The sequence below is a fragment of the Nocardia paucivorans NBRC 100373 genome, from assembly GCF_000308675.1.
GTDB classification, from domain to species: Bacteria; Actinomycetota; Actinomycetes; order Mycobacteriales; family Mycobacteriaceae; genus Nocardia; species Nocardia paucivorans.
In genome coordinates, this window is the sequence record NZ_BAGE01000029.1 from 1 (window position 1) to 26,149 (window position 26,149).

A 26,149-nucleotide genomic window follows, 5' to 3' on the forward strand; every position below is an offset into this window, starting at 1 on the left:
CCAAGGCGATCGTCGTGACCCCCGAGGTGCGCGAGGCACTGGGGCTGGATGCCACGGTCACCAAGCTGTCGCCGCCGGAGATGATCCGGGCCATTCTGCTCGCGCCGGTGGATCTGTTGTGGAACGGCGGTATCGGTACCTATATCAAGGCCAGTACCGAGACCAATGCCGATGTGGGGGACAAGTCCAACGACGCGGTGCGGGTGGATGCGAACCGGTTGCGGGTCAAGGTGATCGGTGAGGGCGGCAACCTCGGGGTCACGGCATTGGGGCGGATCGAGTTCTGCCGAGGCGGCGGACGGATGAACACCGACGCCCTGGACAATTCGGCGGGTGTGGACTGCTCCGACCACGAGGTCAATATCAAGATCCTGCTCGACACGGTTGTCTCCGGCGGGGAGCTCGATATCGACAACCGCAATCCGCTGCTGGCCGAGATGACCGACGAGGTTGCCGAGCTCGTTCTGCGCGACAATATCTCGCAGAACTTCCGCATGGGCTTGTCCCGCGCCGACGCCGTACGCCAGGCAGGGGTACACCGCCGGTTGCTCACCCAGCTGGAAACCCGTTACGGACTGGACCGGGAGCTCGAGGCACTGCCCTCGGACGCGGAGATGAAGCGTCGGATCGCCGACGGTGCCGGGCTCACCTCTCCGGAGTTGGCGAACCTGCTGGCGCACGTGAAACTGTCGCTGAAGGCCGATCTGCTGTCCGGCGATCTGCCCGACAGTCCCTCGTTCGCCTCGGTATTGCCGGAATACTTCCCCACCCCGCTGCGGGAACGTTTTGCTGCCGCCATCGACAAACACCCGCTGCGGCGGGAGATCGTGGCCACCGTGGTGGTCAACGAGATGGTCGACTACGGCGGCCTCACCTTCGCCTTCCGGCTGAGCGAGGAGATCGGCGCCACCACCGACGACGCCCTGCGCGCTTTCACCGCCGCGGTCGACATCTTCGGATTGCGCCCGATCTGGCAGCGGATCCGCACCGTGGCCATGCCGGCCGCGGCCCGGGATCTGCTGGAACTGGAGGCCGCGCGGACGCTCGAGCGGGCGGCGCGTTGGTTGTTGCTGAACCGTCCGCAGCCGATCGCCATCGGCGCCGATATCGCCCGTTACCGTGACGGTGTCCGCGCGCTCGCCGCGAAGATCACCGAATGGCTGCCCGAGCATTTGGCCGAAGAGGTGGCTCGGCGGTCGGGTCGCAGTATCGAACTCGGCGCGCCGACCGAGGTGGCCACCGAGGTGTACCGGTTGATCCATCTGTTCCCGCTGTTGGATGTGCTCGATATCGCCGATATCGCCGAGCGCGATGCCGACGAGATCGCCGAGCTCTACTTCGCGCTCAACTCGCACTACCGGATCGAGCGCCTGCTCACCGCGGTTGGTGAGCTGGAACAGGGACAGCGGTGGCCCAACCTGGCCCGGTTGGCGGTGCGTGACGATCTGTACGAATCGCTGCGGCTGCTGACCCTGGATGTGGCCGGTGCCAGCGATCCGGAGGACGATATCGCGGAGAAGATCGCCTACTGGGAATCCACCAACCGTTCCCGGTTGGCGCGGGCCGCGGCGTCGCTGTCCGAGATCTTCGCCGGAGGTAGTTACGATCTGGCCACCTTGTCGGTGGCAGCGCGGCAGGTGCGCAGCCTCGTGGGCAGCGCCGATCCCAGCGCGGTCGGCAAGATGAGCGGTGCGTGATCGCGTCGGCTCCGCCGAGGTAGAGTCGCGGCCCTGACCGGTCCCGCGTTTCGGCCCCCGAGACCTGTGTCGTCGACACGGGCGCCTCGGGGGCCGAACCATAGGATGGGTCGCGGCTCTTCGTCGTATCGCGGCCCGGTGACAGCGCTGTCGCGCCAGAATAAGGGGCTCGAGATCGATCGTCCCAGTTCAGTGTTCCAGGGATCGTTGACCGCAGGAGGCGCAGAACTTCGCCACCGCGGGTAGTTCCGCCCCGCAGGCATGACAGTGTTTGGGGCGCACGCCGAGCGGGGTGCCGCAATGGACGCAGAACCGTGCCCCGGCCGGGTTCGAGGAGTGACAACTGTCACACACCGGCTGTTCGGCGCCTGCCGTGAGGGCCGCCGGCGCCGGTGTTTCGGCCACCGGCCGGGCGGGCGCCGGGGTGGGTGGATAGGGGCTCGCCTGTTGGAGAGCGTTGATACCCAGTGCAGCACCGAGGAAGCCGCCGTCGTGGGCGTGGCCGTTGTGTGCCAGTCCCTGGCCGGCGCCCAAGGCCATCTCACCCGCCGCGTACTGGCGGAAATCGCCGGCGAGACGAATATAGGTGACGTCCTTGGCGAGCCGTTTGAGCCGTTCGGCGTCCTCGGGCGCGAGAGTGATATCGAAATTTCCCATGCGCGGGATGCGCAGGCCGTACTCGTAGAGCGCGGTGTTCGTCTGCCGCAACACCGCCGCCTCGATGGCCGGGATGTGTCCGGACAGTCCGAGCAACGGCCACTCCCGCTGGGAGATGCCCTGGGTGACGGCGACCTTCATGGATTTGAGCAGTAGGTCGGCGCACCAGGAACGAATACTGGTCGGGTCGCCGATATCCACGGTGCCGGCCAATGAGGTGAGCAGTTCGGCCGCATCCCGTACGGCGAGCGCGAACTCGCCGAAAACCCGCAGAGTGACCACCTGTTCGCTGACCGGGTCGACGATATCGGCGATTCGACCGCCGAACTTGAGGCCGGCGAACTCACGGGTGGATACGAAATACAGCTCGGCCCGGTAGTAGTTGCCGCCGGAGAGGGTGTCCACCAAGGCGCCGAGTATCGGCAACTCGTCGGCATCGATCCGGTGTCGACCCGGCCCCATGGCCGCAACCACGTGACCCGCCTTGACAAATATGGCGATCTCGTCGGCATTGACGATGGCACGCGAATAGCGCCGGATATTGACATCCGGCCACTTGTAGACCAACTGGTTCTTGCCGGTCTCCGGAACGGCGATGAATTCCCGCTCGAACCATGCCATTGGGCGCTCCATCCGCAGGTGACGTAGTCGAGCGTACCGACACGCGGTGGTGCGATCAATCGATGCCACCGGCGTGAACCCGCACTATCAGGCTTCCCGGGGGCTGAAAGTTGGCTACGCTCAATGAAAATCCAGTGGTGGTTACCTATTGAACGTACCACTGTTTGACGGTACATTAGCCGCAGATATGGTCGCCGCCACTGGAAAGGCATCACACCAATGACAACAGTTCGACCTCCCGCAGACCAGGGAGCCGTGGGGGCACAGGAAGCCTCGGCTGATTCCCTGCATGCCGAGGACGCGGGCTACCACAAGTCTCTGCGTCCCCGACAGCTTCAGATGATCGCCATCGGCGGCGCCATCGGTACCGGTCTGTTCCTCGGCGCCGGTAGCCGGCTGCACGATGCCGGTCCGGGTCTGTTCCTGGTCTACGCCATCTGTGGCATCTTCGTGTTCTTCATCCTCCGCGCGCTCGGTGAGCTGGTGCTGCACCGTCCCTCCTCGGGCTCGTTCGTCTCCTATGCCCGTGAGTTCTACGGTGAGAAGCTCGCCTTCGGCGTCGGATGGATGTACTTCTTCCACTGGTGCATGACCGGCATCGTGGACATCACCGCGATCGCCACCTACGTCCACTACTGGGGTGCGTTCGAGGTGATCCCGCAGTGGGTTATCGCGTTGATCGCGCTGGCCGTGGTCGTCTCCATCAATATGGTGTCGGTCAAGTGGTTCGGTGAGCTGGAGTTCTGGGCCGCCCTGATCAAGGTCGTCGCACTGGTGACCTTCCTGATCGTCGGCACCATATTCCTGGCCGGCCGCTTCGACATCCAGGGTGAGACCACCGGGCCGAGTCTGATCACCGCCAACGGTGGTCTGTTCCCGACCGGATTCCTGCCGTTGGTCCTCGTCACGACCGGTGTCGTCTTCGCCTACGCCGCCGTGGAGCTGGTCGGTACCGCCGCCGGCGAGGCCGAGAACCCCGAGAAGATCATGCCGCGCGCCATCAACTCGGTGATCGCCCGCATCGCGCTGTTCTACGTCGGATCGCTGGTTCTGCTCGGTCTGCTGCTGCCCTACACCGCTTTCAAGGCCGGTGAGAGCCCGTTCGTGACCTTCTTCTCCAAGATCGGGGTGGACGGTGCCGGTTCGATCATGAACCTCGTGGTGCTGACCGCCGCGTTCTCCAGCCTGAACGCGGGTCTGTACTCCACCGGTCGCATCCTGCGTTCGATGTCCATGAACGGCAGCGCCCCCACCGTGGCCGGTCGGATGTCCAGCACCGGTGTTCCCTATGTGGGGATTCTCGCCACCGGCACCATCGCGCTGGTGGGCGTCGGTCTCAATGCCGTCGTACCGGAAAAGGCGTTCGAGATCGTGCTGAACGTATCCGCGCTGGGCACCATCTGCTCGTGGACCGCAATCGTGCTGTGCCAGCTGAAACTGCACCGCTGGGCGAACGAGGGCAAGATGGAGCGTCCCTCGTTCCGGATGCCCGGCGCCCCGTACACCAGCTATGCCACCCTGGTGTTCCTGGCCGGTGTGGTCGTGCTGATGCTGTTCAGCGACGAGGTGGAGCAGCGCGCGGCGGTGATCGCCATGCTGGTGCTCGGGGTTCCCGCGCTGGTGGGTGGATGGTTCCTGGCCCGCAAGCGCGTCAACGAACTCGCGGCCACACGTAGCGGTATCACCGGAAAGTTCCCGGTGCTCGCCGAGCGGCCCGCGCTCGAGGACGGCAAGGAGTCGCAGGACAGCGCGCCGTCGTTGAAGAAATCCGACGACGAATAGCCCGAGGAACCCCCGCGTCGTTCCTTATCGCGTCGCCCCGGACCATATGTCCGGGGCGTTCGCGTTCCCAGCGGGGGGAACATGAACTCGCCTGGGCCGATACGCCTCGGCAGAGAATGGGATTTCGACTTCACACCGGGTATGAGAGGCACCGATGTCGCAGCAGCCCAACGCATCCGAACCTCCGTTGCCGCCCTGGGCGAATCGGCGTATACGCGGTACGGAGGTACCTCGGCGGCTGTCGCATTCCTGGTCCAGTCGGCGTACCACAGGGGATGCGCTCCCCTCGGTCGAGACGCCCTCGACCGCCGGCCGGCCGGCGGCCGCCGAGTCTCCGCTGACCCGGGCGGCCGAGGAACTTCTCGCCGAGGCCGAAGCCGAGGCGTCCGTTCCGGTTCAGGCGGCGCCCTCCGGTGTGGCGGGTGAGGATTTCGGGGCCTTCGACCGGGCGATCGCGGCGCTGACGGGTGATGATCTCGCCACGGATACCGTGGCCGAGGCCGGACTTCTGGGCGGCGGCGATCGGGAAGGCCGCTCCCGTCCCAGTGTGCGCAGGCTGGGCGCGGGTCTGGTGGTGCTGCCGCGGGTGCAATCGGTCGATCCGGTCGCCGCATTGCTGACGAATCCAGAGGTTCCCGAGGCGAAACGTTTCTGCTGGAAATGCCAGGCGCCGGTGGGGCGAAGCGGACCACACGGCGCCGGGGCGGTCGTGGGGGAGTGCGAACGCTGCCGGTCGCCGTTCAACTTCCGGCCCGCCCTGGAGCCGGGTGAGGTGGTGGCCGACCAGTATGTGGTGAAGGGGTGCCTGGCCCACGGTGGTCTCGGCTGGATCTACCTGGCGATCGACAGCAATGTCAGCGATCGCTGGGTGGTGCTGAAAGGGTTGCAGAACCCGCAGGACTTCGAGGCCCATGTGGTGGCGCTCGCGGAGCGACAGTTCCTCTCGGAGGTGACCCATCCCGGCATCGTCAAGATCTACAACTTCGTCAAGCACCGTTCGACCCGCGATATCTCCGACGGCTATATCGTCATGGAGTACGTGGGCGGTCGCTCGCTGAAGACGCTCCAGGAACTGGCCGCCCCGGAGCGGATACCGGTCGCCGAGGTACTCGCGTACATGATGGAGGTCCTGCCGGCGCTGGACTATCTGCATTCGTTCGGCCTGGCCTACAACGACCTCAAACCGGACAACATCATGATCACCGAGGACGAGGTCAAACTCATCGACCTCGGCGCGGTCGCCGCCATGGAGTCCTACGGCAGTATCTACGGGACACCCGGCTACCAGGCGCCGGAGATCATCGAGACCGGGCCGACGGTCGCCTCGGATATCTATACGGCCGGACGCACCCTGGCCGCGTTGATCCTCGACCTGCCCAAGGACGACAACGGCAACTATCGGCCCGAGGTGCCTACTCCCGAGAACCATCCGTTGCTGCGGCGCTATCCGTTCGTGTACCGGTTGCTGTTGCGCGCCACCCATTCGGATCCGAAGCGCCGTTTCCCCTCGACCTATGCCATGTACTGCCAGCTCGCCGGCGTGTTGCGGATGGTGCTGGCCGCCGACACCGCCCGGGAACACCCTCAGGTTTCGGTCGAATTCGGTTCGCTGCGTGGTGATTTCGGCGTCGATACGCTGATCGGCCAGACCGATGGGATGGTCGATGGTAAGCACCGTATGCCGGCGGTGGCCGCCGAACAGGTGGTGGCCGCCCTGCCGACTCCACTGATCGATGCCGACGATCCCAGTGAGGATCTGCTTTCCAGTCTGTTGCACGGAGATCCCCGACACAGCCTGGATGCCCTGCAGCGCACTCGGGAGCGTATTGCCGCCGGCACGATCGATATGCCGGAGACCTTCGAGCTGGAGGGAACGCTCGCGGCGGTGCGCGCCCACCTCGATCTGGGTGAGGTGGAGTCGGCCCGGGAACGGTTGGCGGAACTACGGCCGCGGTATGAGACGGACTGGCGCCTGGAATGGTATTCCGGGCTCGCCGACCTGCTCGACGAACAGTACGAACGCGCCTACCTGCACTTCGACGAGGTGCACACCATGTTGCCCGGGGAGATCGCACCCGCCCTGGCGTTGGCCGCGACCGCGGAACTGGTATTGCAACACCTCGAGTTGCCCGGCGAGGCCAACCGCTGGCACAGGGCGGCCGTCGAGTTCTACCGATTGGTCTGGCAGACCAACCACGGGGTGGTCAGCGCGGCGTTCGGGCTGGCCCGCAGACTCGCGGCCGATGGGAAATCGCTGGAGGCCGTGGCCGTGCTGGACCAGGTCCCCACCGCCTCGCGGCACTACGGCATCGCCCGGATGACCGGCAGTCTGCTGCTGGTCTCACGGCCGGTCGCCGAGGTCACCGAGGCCGATATCATCGAGGCGGCATCGCGACTGGCCGCCCTGCGCGATGAACCTCGTGCCTTGCAAATGCAGGTGGTGGTGGTCGGGGCGGCGTTGGAATGGTTGCGGGCCCGCCGGCGTCCGGCCGCGCAGGACACCGCCATTCTCGGTTTCCCGCTCACCGAATCGGGGCTGCGCACCGGTTTGGAGACCTGCCTGCGTGCGCTGGCTCGCACCGCGCCCGATCGGCTGCACCGGTATCGTCTGGTGGATCTGGCCAATAGTGTTCGACCGCATACGCGCTGGTAGCGGTGGTCGATCCGGTGTGGGCGCGGCGTGGCGGCTATAGTCGGTCGATGGTGCGCAGACGCCGGACGAACGCCGGCGCCAGCGGTGCACAGGCGAGTATGACGATCAACAACACCAGCCACAGCCAGCCACCGAATACGAGGGCGAGAACGAGGGCCAGCAGGATGGCCAGACCGCCGAGAACGCCGTATGTGAGGGCCGGATCGGTGGAGGTCGGTGGCGCCGACGGGGGCGTGATGCCGGGCAGATCGGCGAATACCTCGGCCAGTTCCGTGGTGGAGGACGCCGCCGCTATCGCGGCGCTGCGCTCGTCGAACTCGGTGACGCTCAGCCGTCCGGCGCTGAGATGCTCCGATAGTTCCAGCAGGGCGCGTTCACGGGCCTGAACGCTCACTCGGGCACCCGGCGTTTCGTTCATATTCGCAGCATATGGCGCTGTGGGACGGTTTCGAGGCCCCTCGCATCGCCATGAGTGGGAAGTGGCATCACGGGCATTGTGCCAAAGTGTCGGCGGTTTGTTCCACCAGCGGATTCGGCTGCTTCCCCATCTATCCCTGCCATGTCTTTCCAGATGTGGGGAGAACCTAGGCTGAGCCGTGATAGCGCACGACGAGGAGTTCTCATCCATGCCCATCGGGATCCAGGGGCGTCGCCCGGCCACGGCAGACTGGGATTGGCAGACGCGTGGATCGTGTCGTGGTGTGGAATCGGCGGTGTTCTTCCATCCCGACGGGGAGCGTGGTCGGGCCCGAGCCGATCGGGTGCAGCGGGCGAAGAAGATTTGCGGCACCTGTCCCGTGCTCGCTCAGTGTCGTAGTTATGCGCTGTCGGTGAGCGAGCCCTACGGGGTGTGGGGAGGGATGTCGGAAGACGAGCGACGCACCTATATCCGACGGTCCGCGTGGTAATGGTCCGGTGAATGGTGGCCGGCAGCCATCCGGCGGCGCCACTCGATGGTGATCCGCGCAATGACGGTGGCGAAGTGGTGATCTATTCGAGTGGAACGCCTCGAGTGCGTTCCGAATAGCGGTGATACTCGTGTCCGGCCCGGGTCGGGACCGTTTCGATGTGGTTTCCTTGAAGTATGGCTGCTGGTGTGGAGTACACGATCGATGAGCTGGCACGTGCCGCCGGTACGACCGTGCGCAGCCTGCGAGTTTACCATGAGCGGGGTGTTCTCCCTCCGCCGCAGGTGAAGGGGCGGACCGGTTTCTACGGCCAGGATCACCTGAACCGGGTGCGCACCATCAGCAGGCTGCTCGATCGTGGCATCAAACTGAACGGTATCAAAGAGTTGCTCAACGCGTGGGATCGCGGCGACGATCTGGGCGATATCCTCGGCGTGAGCGGGGTGGAGCCGGAGGAGGCCGCCGAGGTGTTGGCCGGTGTCCCGGAGCCCGCCGGGACCATTGCCGCCACCGAACTCGAGCAGCGGTACGGCTCGGTGCCCAATGGTCTGGCGCGTGTCGTGGCGTTGGGCCTCTATGAACCGGTCGACGCCAGTACGTATCGACCTGCCGACCGGCATCTGATCCGGGCCGTCGAACAACTGTCCGCGGCAGGGGTGCCCGACGACGAGATTCTCACCGAACTGGAACGACTCCGGGCCGACTGTGACCGCATCGCCCGTCGGTTCGTGGATCTTTTCGAGCGCACTGCATGGCAGTCGTATCAGAAATCGTCGCGCAGCCGATCCGACCTGGCCGAACTCACGGCCCGATTGCATCTGCTCCGGGCGTTGCCGGGGCGTACCAGTGCCGAGTTGGTGAATCGGTTCGTGGCCCAGCACATCGAAGGCGAGAGCGATCTGTCCGAGGTGTTGAGCAAGAACTGAGGCGCTTTCCCGTCAATGGGAAGTATCCGGATTCCGATGAGTCGTCGGATGGCGATACATTGGATGGCGATACATGCGCCCGGTTCTGTGGGCGTTCATGCCTCGTTACCTAAGTAGGTCCTTCCGTACCTACCGATGCGGCGATTTCCCTGCCGCGCCAGAATCTGCCTCCTGGTAGTTGAGGTAGGGATTGGTACGGCATGGGACATGTAACACTGTGGATGCAGATCTCCCTCGACGGTTTCGTCGAGGGCCCGGATGAGCAGGTCCACTGGCCGGTTGTGGACGAGGAGCTGTGCGGCGCACTGCTCGATGAACTACGGCAGGCGGATCTGCTCATGTACGGGCGCAGAACTCACGACATCCTGTCGTCCTTCTGGCCGACCGCCGATGTCGAACCGATCATCTCCCCGTTCTACGTCGAGTTCGCCCGGTTCTGGAAGCAGGTGCCCAAGCTCGTCTTCTCTCGCACGATGCGGACGGCCGACTGGAACACCACGGTGGTCGGGGACGATCTGGTCGACCGGATCACCGAATTGAAGTCCGAAACCGAATATCACATGGTGATGCTCGGCGGCGCCGAAACCGCTTCCGTCTTCTTGAAACACAATCTGGTGGACGAGTACCGGTTGTTCGTGCATCCGATGCTGTTGGGTGGCGGGGTGCCGCTGTTCCGGACGCCGGTGGATACCGCCGGTCTACAGCTGGTGGATGTGACAACCTTCGACAGTGCCGTGGTGCAGATGCACTACCAGCAGATTTATCCTGTCCTGTGTTGAGTTGATCTCTCGACCGCAGCGCGGGCTCGGACCGGAGTCGAGGTTTACCGCGCGGTGGATCGACCCGTCGGCTACTTTTGGTGCAATGTCGGTGGAATCCCTTCGCGAGGTGGGGCTGCCCATGCCCGTCGGTGAGTTCGTCGGGCGTGAACGAGAGCTGGCTCGCCTGCGCGACCTGCTTTCGGCCGGGCAGGCCCGGCTGATCACTCTTGTCGGACCGGGGGGCAGTGGAAAGACCGGGCTGGCGGCCGAGGCGCTGCGTCGCGAGGATAGGAACAGACCCGTCTACTGGGTGGGGCTCACGCGGATCGCGTCCGATCCCGCCACCCGTGCCGCGGAGGTCGTGCGCTCGGTGGTGCGGGCCCGGACCGTCACGCCGAGGCCGATCGGTTCCGTGGGGTCGGCCGAGGTTTCCGACGGCCGCCCGATCCTGGTGTTGGACTCCTGTGAGCATGTGGTGGCCGAGATCGCCGAGGTGATTGCGGACCTGCTCGCGGCCACCGCCGATCTGACCATTTTGGCGACCAGTCGGGAACCGATCGGCTGGGCCGACGAATATCTTCTGGCCGTTCCGCCGCTGCCGCCGCGGCACGCGCTGCGGTTGTTCCGACAGCGCGCCGAGCTGACCGGTCACCCGGTGCCCGAGGACCCCGAACGGCTCGACACCGTCGCGCGAATCTGCCGGCATGTCGACCACAATCCGCTGTTCATCCGCATGGCCGCCGCCCGGTTGCGCCATCGGCCGCCGGCCATGGTGTTGGCCGAACTCACCGGTGACGCCGACGACAAACGTCTGAATTGGTCGTATGGGGTCAGAGGGGGTGTCGACACGCGGCACCGCGGCATCCGCGATGTCATCACCTGGTCGTACGACCTCTGCGATGCCGAGGAACGAATACTGCTGGAACGGCTGTCCATCTTCGCGCCGGGGTATGTCGACGAAGAGGGGAGCCTGTGCAACGGCGCCGAATCGGCGGCCGTGGTCGCGGTGTGCGCAGACGAGGCCTTACCGCGGGATCGGGTCGAACGAGCGCTGGAGCGACTGGTGGATCGTTCCCTGGTCTCGGTGCATTTCACGACCACCGCCACCCGGTGGTACCTGGGGGAGAGCGTGCGGGTGTTCGCGCAGGCGAGGTTGCGCCGCAGCCCCGCGGAAGTCGCCCGGCTCGCCCGACTGCACCGGCGCTACCACCGCGATCGGGTGCTCGCGGGGGGCGTGGCCTCATTCGGGGCGCGGCCGGACGAGCAGTGGGTGGAGTGGGTGCGTGCCTCCTGGGACGATATCGTGGCCGGCATCCGGACCGGCCTGTCCGACCCGGTGGAGGCGCGAATCGGTCTGGAGACCGCCACCACGCTGCTGGGTGCGTCGGCCTTCTGCGCCGACCGTGATCCCACACCCGCGCACCTGACCGAACTGGCATTCGACGCCGCCGCGGTGGCCGGAGTGCATCCGGTCGAATATCGGAGTCGGGTCACCATCCCGCGCGCGTGGGCGATACCTCGGACAGAGGAGTCCGCGCAAAAGGGCATCGGGCGCGAACTGCATCGACAGACCGACCCCCGAGGCGGCCGCCGTCGATGCGAGGACGTGGAACTGCGGCACTGTGCCTCCGGAGTGCGACCGCGACGTTCTGTCGCCTCCGAATCGGCCTCGCCGAGGCGCTCGGCTTCGGGTTGGCGCACCCTGTCGCCTGCAGAACGTGAGGTCGCGGTGCTCGCGGCGGCCGGCTGGTCCAACAGTGCCATCGCCGAGTATCGGCGTAGCTCGGTGCGCACGGTGGATGCGCAGGTGGCGAGTGTGCGGCAGAAACTGCTGATCTCCTCGCGCCGCGAGATCGTCCATCATCTGCCCGAGGAGATGATCGAGCGGGTACGGCGGGAACGCGAGGTGACCGCCCGGCGCTCCAAGGCCGGACGGTCACCCCGCGATACCCCTCGCCCGTAGCGTGTTCGGTGTCGTGCGGGCCGGGTTGCACGACTGTGCGATGCGGTATCGGGCGGGGTCTGCGGGGCAGGTGTGAACGTAGGGGCGGTAGGCGTGGCCTTGTGATCGTTGCTGTGGTCGCCCTTGCGTTCACGCGGGATCGCGTGCACCTGCCGATTGCGGTCTGTGGAAATGTTGTGGCGGTTGCAGTGGTCGCCGGTACCGGGATGTCGGTCGCCTCGGATGTTGTGGCCGAGATCGGCGGCCGGCGTGAGCCGGGATACGACGGCGTTCGATCCGATCATCGGCGCCTCACCGGGGTGACGGTTGGGGCCACCCTGCGCACCGGTCCGTGGTTGCGCGTGGTGTCCATGTCGTCTCCGTTCGTGCCGGGTACTGGAACTCGTTCAGCGGATCTTCATCATATGTTCCGAGCCATATGTTCCGAGCCATGTGTTCCGATGTTTTATGTACCGCTATATAACGGCACAATACCTCTCTGGGGTTGGTTTGGCGAGCAGGGTTTCCGGTACTGGGAAGTGCGTGGGACTTCGGGGGTGCTGCGAAGACGCGGATGCCGAAGCGGGTATGCGGTCTCGGCCGCCGGCGGAGCGAATGCCGGGAATGCGGCCGAAGTGGTCTAGGGTGCGCCGCATGCAGACATTCGGCAGGACCATCACCGTTGCCGTCGCTGTGGCAGCCGCCGCCTTCGGTCTCACCGCCTGTGGTTCGGAGGACTCCGAGACCGCCACCGGCGCCACCGTCACCACTACCGCCGCGTCGAGCGCGCCGGCGAGCCCGGCCGCAACGGAGTCGAAAGGCCGCGAATGCGGGGCCGACGATATCGGAGTCACCGGTGGTTTCGGGGAGGCGCCGACCATCACCATCCCCGACGACTGCGATCCGCCCAGCACATTGATCGTGAAGGATCTGGTGCCCGGTTCCGGTCCCGGCGCCACCGCCGGGCAGCAGCTGACCATGAACTACTCGCTGGTGACCTGGTCGGACAAGCAGAAACTGGACAGCTCCTTCGACCGGGGTGAGCCCTTCCGGCTGACCCTCGGTGCGGGCATGGTCATCCCGGGCTGGGATCAGGGGCTCGAAGGTGTGCAGCAGGGCGCGCGTCGGTTGCTGATAATCCCGCCCGATCTCGGTTACGGTGCCGGCGGCAACGGAGTGAAGCCGAACGAAACCCTGGTCTTCGTCACCGACGCTGTGGAAGTCCCACAGAACTGATCCCGACCGGCGCCGATCCCGGTCGGTATCGACCTCGACCGGTGCGGGTCCCGACCGGTGGTGCCGCCGGTCGGAACCCGAATGGTCGGGAGATGGGTACGGGTCGATCGTCGCCCGTTTCGGGTGGCCGGCCTACAGTTCGTGACGCCCGGTCAACTAGGCTGTTCGGGATGCGTATCCCGGGATGTACCGGCGGCTTGTGGTCGGACACCCCGTCAGGTGCGCCGATGGCGCGCACCGGGTGTTGTCACCCGGCCATCAGTACCTACCCCGAGTACAACCGACGAGAACAAGGAGCATGTCCGTGAAGAGCACCGTCGAGCAGCTGAGCCCGACCCGGGTCCGGATCAATGTCGAGGTGCCCTTCGAGGAGTTGAAGCCGGACTTCGATCGCGCCTACAAGGCCCTGGCAAAGCAGGTGAACATTCCCGGCTTCCGCAAGGGCAAGGCGCCGGCCAAGCTGCTCGAGGCGCGCCTGGGTCGCGGCGCCATTCTGGAGCAGGTCGTCAACGATGCGCTGCCCGGCCGGTACAGCGAGGCCGTCACCACCGCCGATGTGAAGGTCATCGGCCGGCCGGAGATCGAGATCACCAAGATCGAGGACGGCCAGGAGCTCGCCTTCTCCGCCGAGGTCGACGTGCGGCCGGAGCTCACCCTGCCCGACTACGAGACCATCGAGGTGACGGTCGACGCCATCACCGTCACCGACGAGGACATCGACGAGCAGTTGCAGTCGCTGCGCCAGCGCTTCGGCACGCTGACCGGGGTCGAGCGTCCGGTGCAGAACGGCGACTTCATCTCCATCGACCTGTCGGCCACCGTCGACGGCAAGGAGGTGCCCGAGGCGTCCACCACCGGTCTGTCGCACGAGGTCGGCTCCGGGCAGCTCATCGAGGGCCTCGACGAGGCCGTCGTCGGCCTGTCGGCGGGCGAGTCCAAGGAGTTCACCTCCAAGCTGGTCGCCGGAGAGTACGCGGGCAAGGAAGCGGTTGTCACCGTCACCGTCAACTCGGTCAAGGAACGCGAACTGCCCGAGGCCGATGACGAGTTCGCCCAACTGGCCAGCGAATTCGACACCCTCGAGGAGCTGAAGGCCGATCTGCGCACCCGAGTGGAGCGCGTCAAGAAGGTGCAGCAGGCCGGCGAGATCCGCGACAAGGTGCTGGAGGCCTTGCTCGAACGGGTCGAGGTTCCGCTGCCGGAGGCCGTGGTTCAGGCCGAGATCGAAGCGGTGCAGCACGACGCCGTGCACGGTTTCGACCACGACGAGAACGCCTTCGCCGCGGCACTCGAGGCCCAGGGCTCCAGTCGCGAGGAGTTCGACCGGGATGCCAAGGAATCCGCCGAGAAGTCGGTGCGGACCCAACTGCTGCTGGACGCCATCGCCGAGGCCGAGAACACCACCGTCGGTCAGGACGAGCTGACCGAGCGCATCCTGTTCCAGGCCCAGCGCTACGGTATGCCGCCGGAGCAGTTCATCCAGCAGGTTCAGCAGGCGGGTCAGCTCGGTGCCGTCTTCGCCGATGTCCGTCGTGGTAAGGCGCTGGCGGAGGTGGTCGGCAAGGTGACCGTCACCGACTCCGAGGGCAACCCCGTCGACACCACCGAAATGTTCGGCGCCCCCGCGGCCGCCGCCGAGGAGCAGACCACCGACGCTCAGGACGGGACCGACGAGAAGGCCGACGCCGCCTCCGAATGAGCCCGGCGCCGGTACCGGCAATACCCAACGACACGGTCATCGGCCGATTTCCACGGCCGGTGGCCGTGTTGCGCCCCGGCCCCCGAAGCGACATCACCCGGCCGGCTCGGCGAGATCGGAAAGGCCCGGGCCGCGGGATCCCCACCGCGTCCTGCCGGATGGCGATATCGGAGGACAGGACCTACCGCGAGGCGGTCCGGACCGGTATCGCTTCCGAGAAGGCTTCACTCCGAGCGGCGGGGCAGGCCCCGTTCGCGCCGCAGAAGGCGGCGCAATCGAACACGGCATTGCGCTGTGAGCGAATCATGGCGGTACCGGGAGTTCGGTACCGCCTTCCTTCGTTAATGTTTGTGACAGCAACGAGCAGGCGACAGAAGGCAGGTATCCGTGACGATCAATCAGGCAGGGGTCATGACATCCGCGACCGCTGGTCTCAACCTCAGTGATTCGGTGTACGAGCGCCTGCTGCGTGAGCGCATCATCTTCCTCGGCACCCAGGTGGACGATGACATCGCGAACAAGCTGTGCGCGCAGATCTTGCTGCTCTCGGCGGAGGACCCCACCCGGGACATCTCCCTCTACATCAACTCCCCGGGTGGTTCGGTGAACGCCGGTATGGCGATCTACGACACCATGCAGCTGTCCGAATGCGATATCGCCACCTACGGCATGGGGTTGGCCGCGTCCATGGGGCAGTTCCTGCTCACCGCGGGCACCAAGGGCAAGCGCTACGCTCTGCCGCACACGCGGATCATGATGCACCAGCCCTCGGCGGGTATCGGTGGTTCGGCCGCCGATATCGCGATCATGGCCGAGCAGTTCGCGTACACCAAGCGCGAGCTCAACGAGTTGCAGGCGCTGCACACCGGTAAGTCCGTGGAGCAGATCACCGCCGACGCCGATCGTGACCGCTGGTTCACCCCCGCCGAGGCTCTGGAATACGGCTTCATCGACCGGGTGATCACCCACGCACGGCAGGCCGGTGGCACCGGCAACTAGAGCCCGTCCTGCGTCGGCGCATTCCATCCGCGATCGACGCACCCCGTCCGCGGACGGCCGGGCGCCGGGCCGCGACGCGCGGGGAGAATCGCAATAACGAAACAGACTTGGAGACGAGCATGGCCAACCTGATCGACCCCCGCGCCGGCCTCGGCGGTATGGCGCCGATGAGCCCGCAGTCGCGCTATATCCTGCCGTCGTTCATCGAACACTCGAGCTTCGGCGTCAAGGAATCCAATCCGTACAACAAGCTGTTCGAGGAACGCATCATCTTCCTCGGCGTGCAGGTCGACGACGCCTCGGCCAACGATGTCATGGCGCAGCTGCTGGTGTTGGAGTCGCTGGACCCCGACCGCGATATCACCATGTACATCAACTCGCCGGGTGGTTCGTTCACCTCACTCATGGCCATCTACGACACCATGCAGTATGTGCGCGCCGATGTGGCGACGGTCTGCCTGGGACAGGCGGCCTCGGCCGCGGCCGTGTTGTTGGCCGCCGGCACTCCCGGTAAGCGCGCCTGCCTGCCCAACGCGCGGGTGCTGATCCACCAGCCGTCGGTGGAGGGAGGCATTCAGGGGCAGGTGTCGGACCTGGAGATCCAGGCGGCCGAGATCGAGCGTATGCGTCGGTTGATGGAGACCACGCTGGCGCGGCACACCGGTAAGGACCCCGACACCATCCGCAAGGACACCGATCGGGACAAGATCCTCACCGCTCAGGAGGCGGTCGAATACGGTCTCATCGACCAGGTGTTCGATTACCGCAAGCTCAGCGCGCAGCGGAACAAGTGAGGTCGCCGCGCGGTCGGAACGTTCGTAGGGTGCCGGTCGCGTGAACGACCTCGGTGTTCGGTGGGTGGCCGAACACCGGACGGTCCGGCCGCACCCGAATATTCGGGTGTGGCCGGACCGTCGACTATCGGCGTAAGCGGTACGCGTTGTCCGGGATTCGGATAACGACATGGACACCGAGTGCGCCCCTGTCGCCGAACCGGGAAGCTCTTTGCATATCGTGAGACCCGGCACACCAGCGACAACAAACCTGCTCGAGTTGTCGACCTCCGTCGCGCATACCGGGTACGGTCGAAGCCAGGGACCTTGGCTCCCGGTTGACAGCACCGCACCATATAGATCCGGATGGCGTAGCCGGATTCGCAGTTCGGGTGGCGGCCGGCCGGCAGCTGGATGGATGGTTGCACGCGAACAAGGAAGTAGGGACCCACGAGATGGCGCGCATCGGAGATGGCGGCGATCTGCTGAAGTGTTCTTTCTGTGGAAAGAGTCAGAAGCAGGTCAAGAAGCTCATTGCGGGACCGGGGGTGTACATCTGCGACGAGTGCATCGATCTGTGCAACGAGATCATCGAGGAGGAGCTGGCGGAGTCCAGCGAGGTCAAGCTCGATGAGCTACCCAAGCCCGCGGAGATCCGGGACTTCCTGGAGAACTACGTGATCGGGCAGGACACGGCCAAGCGCACCCTCGCCGTCGCCGTGTACAACCACTACAAGCGCATCCAGGCGGGTGACAAGGGCCGCGACGGCCGAGGGGAGACCGTCGAGCTGGCCAAGTCCAATATCCTGATGCTCGGCCCCACCGGCTGCGGTAAGACCTATCTGGCGCAGACACTGGCCAAGATGCTCAACGTCCCATTCGCGATCGCCGACGCCACGGCTCTCACCGAGGCCGGTTATGTCGGTGAGGACGTGGAGAACATTCTGCTCAAGCTCATCCAGGCCGCCGACTACGACGTGAAACGCGCCGAAACCGGCATCATCTACATCGATGAGGTCGACAAGATCGCCCGCAAGAGCGAGAATCCGTCGATCACCCGCGATGTCTCCGGTGAGGGTGTGCAGCAGGCGTTGCTGAAGATTCTGGAGGGCACTCAGGCCAGCGTGCCGCCGCAGGGCGGCCGCAAGCACCCCCACCAGGAATTCATCCAGATCGACACCACCAATGTGCTGTTCATCGTGGCGGGTGCGTTCGCCGGTCTGGAGAAGATCATCTCCGACCGCACCGGCCATCGCGGTATCGGTTTCGGTGCCGAGGTGCGGTCGAAGGCCGAGATCGACACCACCGATCACTTCGCCGATGTAATGCCCGAGGACCTGATCAAGTACGGCCTCATCCCCGAATTCATCGGTCGGCTCCCGGTGGTGGCCTCGGTGACCAACCTGGACAAGGAATCGCTGGTCCGAATCCTCTCTGAGCCGAAGAACGCGCTGGTCAAGCAGTATGTGCGGCTGTTCGAGATGGACGGGGTGGATCTCGAGTTCACCCGGGACGCCCTCGAGGCGGTGGCCGATCAGGCGATTCTGCGGGGCACCGGCGCGCGCGGGTTGCGCGCCATCATGGAAGAGGTGCTCCAGCAGGTGATGTTCGATATCCCGAGTCGAGACGATGTCGCCAAGGTGGTCGTGGACGCCGATACCGTCAACGACAATGTGCTGCCCACCATCGTGCCGCGCAAGCGGGAGCGTCCGGAGCGCCGCGAGAAGTCGGCCTGAGTACAGCCGTCGGCGGCGCGGGACAGCGGTCCTGACGGATCTCGGGTATCGAGACCCGAGATGGGCCGCGATCGCGCCGGTTTCGTGACCCTTCACCTGTATCGTCCGTTATCACCCGGCTATCGGAGACGAGGGAGCGGGTATGGCGACGCAGTGGTCGAACAGGACGGTTTCTCGCCTGTCGGGGCGTGGATCACGTGCGCATCCGCCGATGTGGGTGATGGGAAGACGCCGCGGGGTGCCGGTCGCGGTGGCGGCCGTGGCATTGTTCGTCGCCGTGATGTTCGGGATGCCGCAAGCGAGCGCGGAGGTCACCCGGGTCGGCGTTATGCCGGATATGAGTTTCGGTTTCGACACCAATTACGGCACCGGGTGCACGTATACGGTTCAGGCGCTGCTCACCGAGGCGGTGACCCCGGTGACCTTCTACGACAACGGGGTCCCTTTCGCGACGGTCCCGCCCGCGGGCGGAGGGGTCGCGCTGGTGACCTGGGTGCCCGGCTATACCGGTCTGCACACCCTGAGCGCGGTACAGCCGAGCGGAGGTGGCGACCCCTGGGTGCAGGTGCTGGTCGGTGAGGGGGTCCCCGTGGGCTATTCGTGTCTGGTCAGGGTTCGCTGACCGATTCCGAGCGGGCCCACGGCACGCGGCAGGAGTCGGTGCCGAAGCCCTGAGCGGTGATACCGAGCGCGTGGTTGTACCGGGCTCGGGAGTTCTCCAGGGCTATATGGTAGGTCAGCTCGATCAACCCGGCCCGTCCGAAGCGTTGTTCCAGATCGGCGACCTGCTCGTCGGTGACCGTGGTGGGGGTGGCGGTCATGGCGTCGGCGTATGCGATGGCAGCTCGTTCGTCGTCGCTGTAGTGCGGTGAGGTCGCGTATTCGGCGATATGTTCCAACCGCTCGAGATCGAGCCCTTCGAGGCGCTGCAGCATGGTGCCGAAATCGACGCACCAGGAGCAGCCGATGGTCCACGCGGTCCGATACACGGCGATCTCCCGGACATTCGCGGGTAGGCGGGTGGACGCCTTCTCGACCATCAGCTCGTGTACGGCGTTGGCGACGGTGAGCCCGGTGTGGTGCGCGGACACCGCGATCGGTTCGGGCACCTCACCGAGCTTGCGGCGGGCGAACCGGTACATCAGGCGGGTCAGTGGACCGGCCTGTTCGGGAGCGAGAGCGGGGATGCGAGCGGTGCTCATGGTGGAGCCTCCTTCGTACGAGCCATCGGTTCTACTGCTCGGACGAGATACCGCTGCCCGGCGTGACGGGCTGCGGAGCATGTCCCCGGTCACAGGTGGCGATTACCGGTGTGATGCCGCGTCGCGGCAATGCCCCCCGGATCGCGACCCTCGGGATCACACGGGTTCGACCCGCATATCGTCCGATCCCCAGTAGGCCCGCATACCGGTGATCCTGCCCTCCTCGTCGAACTCCATGACATCGATGGGGTTCAGCGTCATACGTTGTCCACCGGCGGTGGTGACGAGGGTGAACATGAATGCGGCGTGGTTACCGGCGATCCGCACGCTATCGGGGGCCAGGGCGGTTTCTCGGTCCAGGGGAGCCAGGATGTCGTAGAACTCGCGGATGGCCTCGTGGCCTTGTCGCGGCGGAGTGCCGATGGGGTCCTCGATACGGGCATCGGGTGCGTACAGTTCGACGATTTCCTCGGTCGGACCGGTGCCGACCAATTTCACGTATCGCTCGATCACATCGCGAATCTGTCGGGCCATCACAACTCCTACCGAATTGAAACAAGTTCTAGTTCGCTAGCCTGGCATTCTCATCGCCGTGCACGGTCGATTCGATATGGACTGTCCACACCCGCCGTCGATATTCGATTATCGGGCGCGGATGCCGCACGAAAGCGAAAATGCCTGTTCCTGGCGTCGGGTCAGGGGCTGATCCGGGATCGCCGTTGATCCTGCGGTTCGCCGTTGAACCGCTCTCGCGTGTGGTACTCGCGTCTGCTGATGTGTCGCATCGGACGGCTCCGGTGTTACGTGTTCTTCCGCCGTCTTCGGGTGCTCCGACACCCCGGAACGCGGTGGCGCGCGATCGCCACCGCGATCGGAACCACCGATCGGGACTTGGTATACGCCGCCGATGGTGATGAACTGGGTAGGCGAGAGTTGTGTGGGTGGTTCCCGTCGATTCGGCCCGTCCGCTCTCCATGGTGTGGGTGTTCATCGGTCCGAATGGGCCACCCGACCGGAATTTCATCGCTGTATCCGCCGGTCCGGCCGGTGTGTCGGCCGGGCGCAGTAGGCGTGGTGCTGTTGAATCGGTCCGGTCAATCCCAGAAAGTTCGAGCGACGAGTGAAAGCGGAGGAAATATGGCACTGCCAACCATGACCGCAGAACAGCGCAGCGAGGCCTTGGCGAAAGCCGCGGCGGTTCGCAAGGCTCGCTCCGAACTGATCGGCAAGGTGAAATCGGGCAAGATTTCGGTCGCCGAACTGCTGGACAAGTCCGAGAGCGACGAACTGGTGAAGAAAACCAAGGTCGCCGCCGTGATCAAGGCACTGCCCGGTGTGGGCCCGGTGAAGGCGGCCAAGCTGCTGGACCAGGCGGAGATCCCCGAGGAGCGTCGCATCGGCGGCCTCGGCGCCCGGCAGCGGGCGGCACTGCTGGAAGCGCTGTCCAACTGAATTCGGAAACGAGGCATCCGGGTTCTGGATGCCTCCGATCGGCTGTCGGGCGAAGACGGACGGCCCTCGGTCGTCCGTCTCGGAAGGGGCGCTCCGGCGGAGAACGTACGGCGACCTTATCCGGACTCGATCCGCTCCGGATGGGTGTAGACGTTCATCGTGTCGCCTCGGACGAAACCGGCCAGGGTGAGACCGGAATCGGCGGCGAGGTCGACGGCCAGGGAACTCGGCGCGGAGACGGCGGCCAAAAGCGGGATTCCGGCGAGAACCGCCTTCTGGACGAGTTCGAAGGAGGCGCGGCCGCTGACCATGAGCACCGTATCGCCGGCGGGGATGCGGTCGGCCCGCAGCGCCCAGCCGATCACCTTGTCCACCGCATTGTGTCGGCCGATGTCCTCCCGAACCACCAGCGGGTCGCCGTGCGGGGTGAACAGCCCGGCGGCGTGGAGCCCGCCGGTGGTGTGGAAGGCCGACTGCCGCTCGCGCAGGGCGTTTGGCAATGCGAGCAGGATGTCCGCGTCGATCAACGGGGTGGGCGAGGGTAGCGGAAAGCGAGTGCGCATCCGAACCTCGTCCAACGCGGTCTTCCCGCACAGGCCGCAGGCGCCGGTGGTGAGAAACGGTCGACCGGGCACAGTGACCGGGCCGGAGAAGGTGACATCCAGGACATTGTAGGTATTGCGGCCCTTGTCGTCGGTGCCGGCGCAATAGCGGGCCGCGCGGATATCGGCGGCCGCGGTGATCATCGTTTCGCCGAACAGGAAACCGTGGACCAGATCGATGTCGTGGCCCGGGGTGCGCATGGTTACGGTCAGCGACCGGCCGTTCGCCCGGATTTCCAGCGGTTCCTCGACCGCGAGGGTATCGGGACGATGGATCTCACCAGATGTTGTGATACGCCGCATCTTGCGGCGGGTGGTCACTCGGCTCATGAGGCCCCGGACTCCACCGACGCGGGAACGGACTCATCCGGACCGGACGCGCTGCGTTCCAGCCGGATGGGGATCGCCTTCGAAACCGGGGTGTTGGATCGGTCCGCGACATGGTCGAGCGGAACCAGCGGGTTGGTTTCGGGATAGTAGGCGGCGGCATTGCCCCGCGGGGTCGGGTAGGCGACCAGCCGGAAACCCTCGACGCGTCGGGTCAGGCCATCGGTCCATTCGGCCACCAGATCGACCAGGTCACCGTCGGCGAAGCCGAACTCGGCGATATCGTCGGCATTCACCAGGACGACCCGGCGGCCGTTGTGGATTCCGCGGTAGCGGTCGTCGAGGCCGTAGATGGTGGTGTTGTACTGGTCGTGGCTGCGTATGGTCTGCAGGATCAGCCCACCGGGCGGCACCGGAATCCAGGTGAGGTCGTTCACCGCGAAATTGGCCCTGCCCGTGGCGGTGGGGAATTCGCGAGCGTCGCGGGGCGGATGGGGGAGCACGAAACCGCCGCGGCGACGAACCCGAGTGTTGTAGTCGGCGCAGCCGGGAACGACCCGCGCTATGGCGTCGCGGATCAGGTCGTAATCGGTGCGGAACTTCTCCCACGGCACCGGGTGATCGGGGCCCAACAGTTCGCGGGCGAGCTCGCAGACGATGGCGACCTCGCTGCGCAGCTGCGGACTCACCGGCTTCAGCCGCCCGGTGGACAGATGCACCATCGACATCGAATCCTCCACCGAGACCTGTTGGCGCACCCCGTTCTGCAGGTCCAGGTCGGTGCGGCCGAGGGTGGGCAGGATGAGCGCCGTTTCGCCGTGCACGATATGGCTGCGGTTGAGTTTGGTCGATACCTGCACGGTGAGCGCGCAGCTGCGCAGCGCGGCCTCGGTGACCGTGGTGTCGGGGGTGGCGGAGACGAAATTACCGCCCATTCCGAAGAAGACGCGGGCGCGTCCATCGCGCATGGCGCGGATCGCGGCGACGGTGTCGAAACCGGGTGCGCGGGGAGCGGTGATGCCGAACTCGCGGTCGAGCGCGGCGAGGAAGGATTCGGGCATCTTCTCCCAGATGCCCATGGTGCGATCCCCCTGGACATTCGAATGACCGCGTACCGGACAGACACCGGCGCCCGGTTTGCCGATCATGCCGCGGGCCAGCAGCAGGTTCGTGATCTCCTCGATGGTGGCGACACCGTGGGTGTGCTGGGTCAGGCCCATGGCCCAGCAGACGATGGTGCGCTTCGAGGTCGCGACGAGTCGGGCGGTGCGGCGCAACCGGTCGAGCGACAGTCCGGTGGCCTCGACGACGGTGTCGAGGTCGACCATGCGGATATGCCGTTCGTAGTCGGCGAAACCGGCGGTGTGGGATTCGATGAAGTCCCGGTCGAATACCGTGCCGGGGTTCTCGTCCTCGGCGTCGAACAGCAGCTTCGCCAGACCCTGGAACAGGGCCATATCACCGCCGAGGCGAATCTGCAGGAAATCGTCGGCGATGGGTACACCGGTGGTGAGGCCCTTGACCGTCTGTGGATCGCGGAAGCCGAGGAGGCCGGTTTCCGGCAGCGGATTCACCGCGATGACATGGGCGCCGGCCTCCTTGGCAGCGGCGAGGGTGCTGAGCATCCGTGGGTGGTTGGTGCCCGGGTTCTGCCCGGCGACGATGATCAGATCGGCGGCGACGAAATCGTCGATGCTCACCGAGCCCTTGCCGATACCGATGGAGGCGGTGAGCGCGGTCCCGGACGACTCGTGGCACATATTGCTGCAGTCGGGCAGATTGTTGGTCCCGAAACTGCGCACCATCAGCTGATACAGGAAAGCGGTCTCGTTGGCGGTGCGTCCGGAGGTGTAGAACACCGCTTCGTCGGGGGAATTCAGAGCATGTAGTTGCTCGGCGATCAGCCGGTAGGCGTCGTCCCAGGAGATGGGGCGGTAGTGGGTGTCGTCGGGGCGCAACACCACGGGCTCGGCGAGCCGCCCCTGTCGGCCCAGCCAGTACCCGGATTTCTCGGCGAGTTCGGCCACCGAATAGGCGGCGAAGAACTCCGATCCCACCGTACGCAGGGTCGCTTCCTCACCGACCGCCTTGGCCCCGTTCTCACAGAACTCGGCCGGTCGTCGATGGCCGGTGGGCTCCGGCCACGCACAGCCGGGACAGTCGAAACCATGTTCCTGATTGACTCGCGTCAGGGTGCGGGCGGTACGGATGACGCCCATGTCGGAGACGGCGCGGGCCAATGCCACGCCGACGGCTTTCACCCCTGCCGCCTGCTGCTCGGGTGGGGTGACGGTCAGCGCTGATTCGTCGATATCGTCGATCGGCCCGTGACGGTGCATACGGTCATTGTCCTCCGACCGTCCCGGGTCCGCGTCACACCTTTGGGGGCTGATTCTCGCTCGGGGGTGGCGCCACCGTCTGTGCCGGGGCGGGAGTGGGGGCGTCCCGGTCCCGCTCGGGTGCGCTGATCTCGTCCGGCTTGTCGGATTTCGCCGGCGGTGCGGTGGTCGGCGGTGCGGTGGTCGGCGCGAATACCTGTGGACCGGTATCCCGTGCGCTGCCGGTCTTCGACCACGGCGTATCGGTGGTCTGTTCGCGACCGTCGGTCTGGCCCGCCGACACCCGCCGCGTAGAGCGTTTGGCGGCGGATACGACCCGGCTCATCGCGCGACCGGCCTTCGACCACGGCGTCTGGGCGGTCTGAGAGCGGGACGAGGGCCGGGCGGCAGCTGCCGCCGAACGAGCCGGTGACCGGTCGGTACCGCCCTGGTTCTGTCCGGTACCGCCCTGGTTCTGTCCGGCCGGGGCCGCGGCGGCGGGAAGCTGTTCGTTCGCATCGACGGACGACGAGGTCCGTCCCTGGGCCCACGGGAGTGTCTCGGCAGCTCCGGCCGGTGCCGTATCCGCAGCGGGGTACCCCGTGGCCACGGTGCTCGCGCTGGCAGCGGATGGCGTGTTCGCAGTGATAGCGGGGCTGTCGAGCCCGGGGGCGGAGGCGGCTCGGCTCGGACTCGTCGTCGCCTCACCGGTGGTGGATCCGTTGCCCATCGACTTCCCATTCGGATCGTCGAGCGCGACGCGATCCGCCGGGTTGTCCGATGCGGAAAAGGGACGGCCCGGTTCGGCGGATGTTGCGGGTGCCGACGGTGCGGTGGTCTGTCGGTCCGTCTCGGAGGCCGGGGCAGTCGTATCGGACGGATCGCCACCGCGATCCCGACGCCGCCCATCGTTGGGTGTGATCTCGTTCGAGGAGGGGTGATCGGAGGGTATCGCGGTGAGTGGTCGCTGTACTTCCGGCGGCGGGGCCGAGAACTCCTGCGGGATCAGGGACGGTTGGAAGAGCCTGGTGTTCGGTTGCACACCGCTCGGCAGCAGATCCGGTGTGGTGAGCGGTTCATCGCCGACCGGCAGATCGAGTCCGGGGGTGGTGAAGTCGAGGGTGGCCACCTTTTCGGCGAATTTCTCGGCGTGGGCCAGCATCGCGTCGGCGTGATCGTCCAACACCTTGGCGTAGCGCAGCACTTCGTCGGGTTCGATGTGCAATTCCTTCGCGCTTCCCGGTGTGACCCCGAGGACATCGCTCGCCGCGTCGTACAAGGCGCCGCTGATCATCTGCTCGATCTTATCCTCGAGCGGCTCGATCGCCTTGCCGAGTACTTCGGCGGCGATGTACCACACCAGTGTCTCCTGCAGGCTCGAGAGGAGACGGCGCGCCGCCATGGTGACGAGCGGACGCATGGTCAAACCGGCCGGGGTGAGCATGACCGCCGCATAGGCCACCGCGAGGGCGGCGAGCTCGGTCAATACCGCGACCTGCACCGCTTCGATGACATCCGCCGCAATATCGAGCGCCTTGGCCACCATCCTGCAGGCGGAGTCCAACTGCGCCATATTCCCCGTGCTCATTCGGCTCCACGCCACGAGCAGCGCCTGGTAGGAGTCCCCGGAATAGACAGACCCCATGTCGTTGACCACGCCCGTCGCCGACTCGTGGGTTTCCCGAACGTCGGTGGCGAAATCACCGACGTGCTGGGAGAGTTTGCGTACATCGTCGGCGTTGATGTCCGGGTAGGGGAGGCCGAGGAGATTGAGGAGGAATACGACCTCGCTCGGGATCTGAATACTCAAGTCTCGAACCTTCTCACAGCACACAGTCGGCGGCAGCCGCCGAACCGT

General features: G+C 65.8%; 21 protein-coding genes. 14 read left to right on the plus strand and 7 right to left on the minus strand.

Features of this window, described 5'->3' with window-relative positions:
* On the plus strand, positions 1-1,697 hold a 1,697-nt coding region (locus ON32_RS06095), incomplete at its 5' end, for an NAD-glutamate dehydrogenase domain-containing protein (protein WP_040789465.1).
* A 189-nt stretch (positions 1,698-1,886) separates the two neighbouring features.
* Here ON32_RS06095 and ON32_RS06100 read toward each other — a convergent pair.
* The gene (locus ON32_RS06100; RefSeq protein ID WP_040789467.1) at positions 1,887-2,975 is read right to left on the minus strand and encodes an SPFH domain-containing protein; all 1,089 of its coding nucleotides are present in this window, start codon (positions 2,973-2,975) and stop codon (positions 1,887-1,889) included.
* A gap of 219 nt (positions 2,976-3,194) precedes the next feature.
* Here ON32_RS06100 and ON32_RS06105 point away from each other — a divergent pair, with 219 nt between their 5' ends.
* Positions 3,195-4,757 carry an amino acid permease gene (locus tag ON32_RS06105; RefSeq protein ID WP_083874114.1) on the plus strand — a complete coding sequence of 521 codons (1,563 nt, stop codon included), beginning with the start codon at positions 3,195-3,197 and terminating at the stop codon, positions 4,755-4,757.
* A gap of 154 nt (positions 4,758-4,911) precedes the next feature.
* Positions 4,912-7,410, plus strand: a complete 2,499-nt coding sequence (locus ON32_RS06110) for a serine/threonine-protein kinase (protein ID WP_040789469.1) — start codon at positions 4,912-4,914, stop codon at positions 7,408-7,410.
* Between the two features lie 34 nt (positions 7,411-7,444).
* Here the strand turns inward: ON32_RS06110 and ON32_RS28455 are convergent, their stop codons facing one another.
* Entirely contained in the window at positions 7,445-7,828 is a 384-nt protein-coding gene (locus ON32_RS28455; RefSeq protein WP_051132922.1) for a DUF1707 SHOCT-like domain-containing protein, read from the minus strand.
* A 208-nt stretch (positions 7,829-8,036) separates the two neighbouring features.
* On the opposite strand from ON32_RS28455, the gene ON32_RS06120 reads away from it, so the two are divergent.
* The 10 genes from ON32_RS06120 (at position 8,037) to ON32_RS06170 (ending at position 19,012) form a co-directional block, all read left to right on the plus strand.
* Complete coding sequence (locus ON32_RS06120) at positions 8,037-8,318, plus strand: WhiB family transcriptional regulator (RefSeq protein WP_040789471.1); 282 nt, start codon at positions 8,037-8,039, stop codon at positions 8,316-8,318.
* Between the two features lie 176 nt (positions 8,319-8,494).
* Entirely contained in the window at positions 8,495-9,244 is a 750-nt protein-coding gene (locus ON32_RS06125) for a MerR family transcriptional regulator (RefSeq protein ID WP_040789472.1), read from the plus strand.
* 200 nt (positions 9,245-9,444) lie between these two features.
* Complete coding sequence (locus tag ON32_RS06130) at positions 9,445-10,023, plus strand: dihydrofolate reductase family protein (RefSeq protein ID WP_040789477.1); 579 nt, start codon at positions 9,445-9,447, stop codon at positions 10,021-10,023.
* An 85-nt stretch (positions 10,024-10,108) separates the two neighbouring features.
* Positions 10,109-11,968, plus strand: coding sequence for an ATP-binding protein (locus tag ON32_RS06135; RefSeq protein ID WP_040789478.1), 1,860 nt, complete (start codon positions 10,109-10,111; stop codon positions 11,966-11,968).
* A gap of 633 nt (positions 11,969-12,601) precedes the next feature.
* Positions 12,602-13,183 carry an FKBP-type peptidyl-prolyl cis-trans isomerase gene (locus ON32_RS06145; protein WP_040789487.1) on the plus strand — a complete coding sequence of 194 codons (582 nt, stop codon included), beginning with the start codon at positions 12,602-12,604 and terminating at the stop codon, positions 13,181-13,183.
* Between the two features lie 304 nt (positions 13,184-13,487).
* On the plus strand, positions 13,488-14,882 hold the full coding sequence (tig, locus tag ON32_RS06150; protein ID WP_040789498.1) for a trigger factor: 1,395 nt from the start codon (positions 13,488-13,490) through the stop codon (positions 14,880-14,882).
* Positions 14,883-15,293: 411 nt separating this feature from the next.
* On the plus strand, positions 15,294-15,881 hold the full coding sequence (locus tag ON32_RS06155) for an ATP-dependent Clp protease proteolytic subunit (protein ID WP_040789488.1): 588 nt from the start codon (positions 15,294-15,296) through the stop codon (positions 15,879-15,881).
* Between the two features lie 119 nt (positions 15,882-16,000).
* A complete protein-coding gene (locus ON32_RS06160) occupies positions 16,001-16,675 on the plus strand; it encodes an ATP-dependent Clp protease proteolytic subunit (RefSeq protein ID WP_040789489.1) in 675 nt (224 codons plus the stop codon).
* A gap of 434 nt (positions 16,676-17,109) precedes the next feature.
* A complete protein-coding gene (gene clpX, locus ON32_RS06165; RefSeq protein ID WP_040789499.1) occupies positions 17,110-18,390 on the plus strand; it encodes an ATP-dependent Clp protease ATP-binding subunit ClpX in 1,281 nt (426 codons plus the stop codon).
* A gap of 220 nt (positions 18,391-18,610) precedes the next feature.
* Positions 18,611-19,012: a hypothetical protein gene (locus tag ON32_RS06170; protein ID WP_157224098.1), complete on the plus strand. Its 402-nt coding sequence runs from the start codon at positions 18,611-18,613 to the stop codon at positions 19,010-19,012.
* Here ON32_RS06170 and ON32_RS06175 read toward each other — a convergent pair.
* Positions 18,999-19,592: a carboxymuconolactone decarboxylase family protein gene (locus tag ON32_RS06175; RefSeq protein WP_040789491.1), complete on the minus strand. Its 594-nt coding sequence runs from the start codon at positions 19,590-19,592 to the stop codon at positions 18,999-19,001. The two genes, ON32_RS06170 and ON32_RS06175, sit on opposite strands and share 14 nt — an antisense overlap.
* 156 nt (positions 19,593-19,748) lie before the next feature.
* A complete protein-coding gene (locus ON32_RS06180; RefSeq protein ID WP_040789492.1) occupies positions 19,749-20,126 on the minus strand; it encodes a nuclear transport factor 2 family protein in 378 nt (125 codons plus the stop codon).
* A gap of 603 nt (positions 20,127-20,729) precedes the next feature.
* Between ON32_RS06180 and mihF the strand changes: the two genes are divergently transcribed.
* The gene (gene mihF / locus ON32_RS06185; RefSeq protein ID WP_040789493.1) at positions 20,730-21,044 is read left to right on the plus strand and encodes an integration host factor, actinobacterial type; all 315 of its coding nucleotides are present in this window, start codon (positions 20,730-20,732) and stop codon (positions 21,042-21,044) included.
* Between the two features lie 116 nt (positions 21,045-21,160).
* Here the strand turns inward: mihF and fdhD are convergent, their stop codons facing one another.
* Genes fdhD through ON32_RS06200 form a run of 3 tightly spaced genes read right to left on the minus strand, consistent with a single transcriptional unit; the run spans position 21,161 to position 26,101 of the window.
* Positions 21,161-21,976 (minus strand): formate dehydrogenase accessory sulfurtransferase FdhD, encoded by an 816-nt coding sequence (fdhD, locus tag ON32_RS06190; protein WP_040789494.1) that lies wholly within the window; start codon positions 21,974-21,976, stop codon positions 21,161-21,163.
* The gene (locus tag ON32_RS06195) at positions 21,973-24,312 is read right to left on the minus strand and encodes an FdhF/YdeP family oxidoreductase (protein WP_051132924.1); all 2,340 of its coding nucleotides are present in this window, start codon (positions 24,310-24,312) and stop codon (positions 21,973-21,975) included. The genes fdhD and ON32_RS06195 overlap by 4 nt, the downstream gene beginning before the upstream one ends.
* Before the next feature lie 34 nt (positions 24,313-24,346).
* Positions 24,347-26,101 (minus strand): WXG100-like domain-containing protein, encoded by a 1,755-nt coding sequence (locus ON32_RS06200; RefSeq protein WP_040789495.1) that lies wholly within the window; start codon positions 26,099-26,101, stop codon positions 24,347-24,349.
* Positions 26,102-26,149 lie beyond the last annotated feature (48 nt).

What these genes read in the sequence shown, in the direction of transcription:
- ON32_RS06100 (WP_040789467.1), bottom strand. Translation starts at nt 2,975, where the DNA reads ATGGCATGGTTCGAGCGGGAATTCATCGCCGTTCCGGAGACCGGCAAG.
- ON32_RS06105 (WP_083874114.1), top strand. Translation starts at nt 3,195, where the DNA reads ATGACAACAGTTCGACCTCCCGCAGACCAGGGAGCCGTGGGGGCACAG.
- ON32_RS06110 (WP_040789469.1), top strand. Translation starts at nt 4,912, where the DNA reads ATGTCGCAGCAGCCCAACGCATCCGAACCTCCGTTGCCGCCCTGGGCG.
- ON32_RS28455 (WP_051132922.1), bottom strand. Translation starts at nt 7,828, where the DNA reads ATGAACGAAACGCCGGGTGCCCGAGTGAGCGTTCAGGCCCGTGAACGC.
- ON32_RS06120 (WP_040789471.1), top strand. Translation starts at nt 8,037, where the DNA reads ATGCCCATCGGGATCCAGGGGCGTCGCCCGGCCACGGCAGACTGGGAT.
- ON32_RS06125 (WP_040789472.1), top strand. Translation starts at nt 8,495, where the DNA reads ATGGCTGCTGGTGTGGAGTACACGATCGATGAGCTGGCACGTGCCGCC.
- ON32_RS06130 (WP_040789477.1), top strand. Translation starts at nt 9,445, where the DNA reads ATGGGACATGTAACACTGTGGATGCAGATCTCCCTCGACGGTTTCGTC.
- ON32_RS06135 (WP_040789478.1), top strand. Translation starts at nt 10,109, where the DNA reads ATGTCGGTGGAATCCCTTCGCGAGGTGGGGCTGCCCATGCCCGTCGGT.
- ON32_RS06145 (WP_040789487.1), top strand. Translation starts at nt 12,602, where the DNA reads ATGCAGACATTCGGCAGGACCATCACCGTTGCCGTCGCTGTGGCAGCC.
- ON32_RS06155 (WP_040789488.1), top strand. Translation starts at nt 15,294, where the DNA reads ATGACATCCGCGACCGCTGGTCTCAACCTCAGTGATTCGGTGTACGAG.
- ON32_RS06160 (WP_040789489.1), top strand. Translation starts at nt 16,001, where the DNA reads ATGGCCAACCTGATCGACCCCCGCGCCGGCCTCGGCGGTATGGCGCCG.
- clpX (WP_040789499.1), top strand. Translation starts at nt 17,110, where the DNA reads ATGGCGCGCATCGGAGATGGCGGCGATCTGCTGAAGTGTTCTTTCTGT.
- ON32_RS06170 (WP_157224098.1), top strand. Translation starts at nt 18,611, where the DNA reads ATGGGAAGACGCCGCGGGGTGCCGGTCGCGGTGGCGGCCGTGGCATTG.
- ON32_RS06175 (WP_040789491.1), bottom strand. Translation starts at nt 19,592, where the DNA reads ATGAGCACCGCTCGCATCCCCGCTCTCGCTCCCGAACAGGCCGGTCCA.
- ON32_RS06180 (WP_040789492.1), bottom strand. Translation starts at nt 20,126, where the DNA reads ATGGCCCGACAGATTCGCGATGTGATCGAGCGATACGTGAAATTGGTC.
- mihF (WP_040789493.1), top strand. Translation starts at nt 20,730, where the DNA reads ATGGCACTGCCAACCATGACCGCAGAACAGCGCAGCGAGGCCTTGGCG.
- fdhD (WP_040789494.1), bottom strand. Translation starts at nt 21,976, where the DNA reads ATGAGCCGAGTGACCACCCGCCGCAAGATGCGGCGTATCACAACATCT.
- ON32_RS06195 (WP_051132924.1), bottom strand. Translation starts at nt 24,312, where the DNA reads ATGCACCGTCACGGGCCGATCGACGATATCGACGAATCAGCGCTGACC.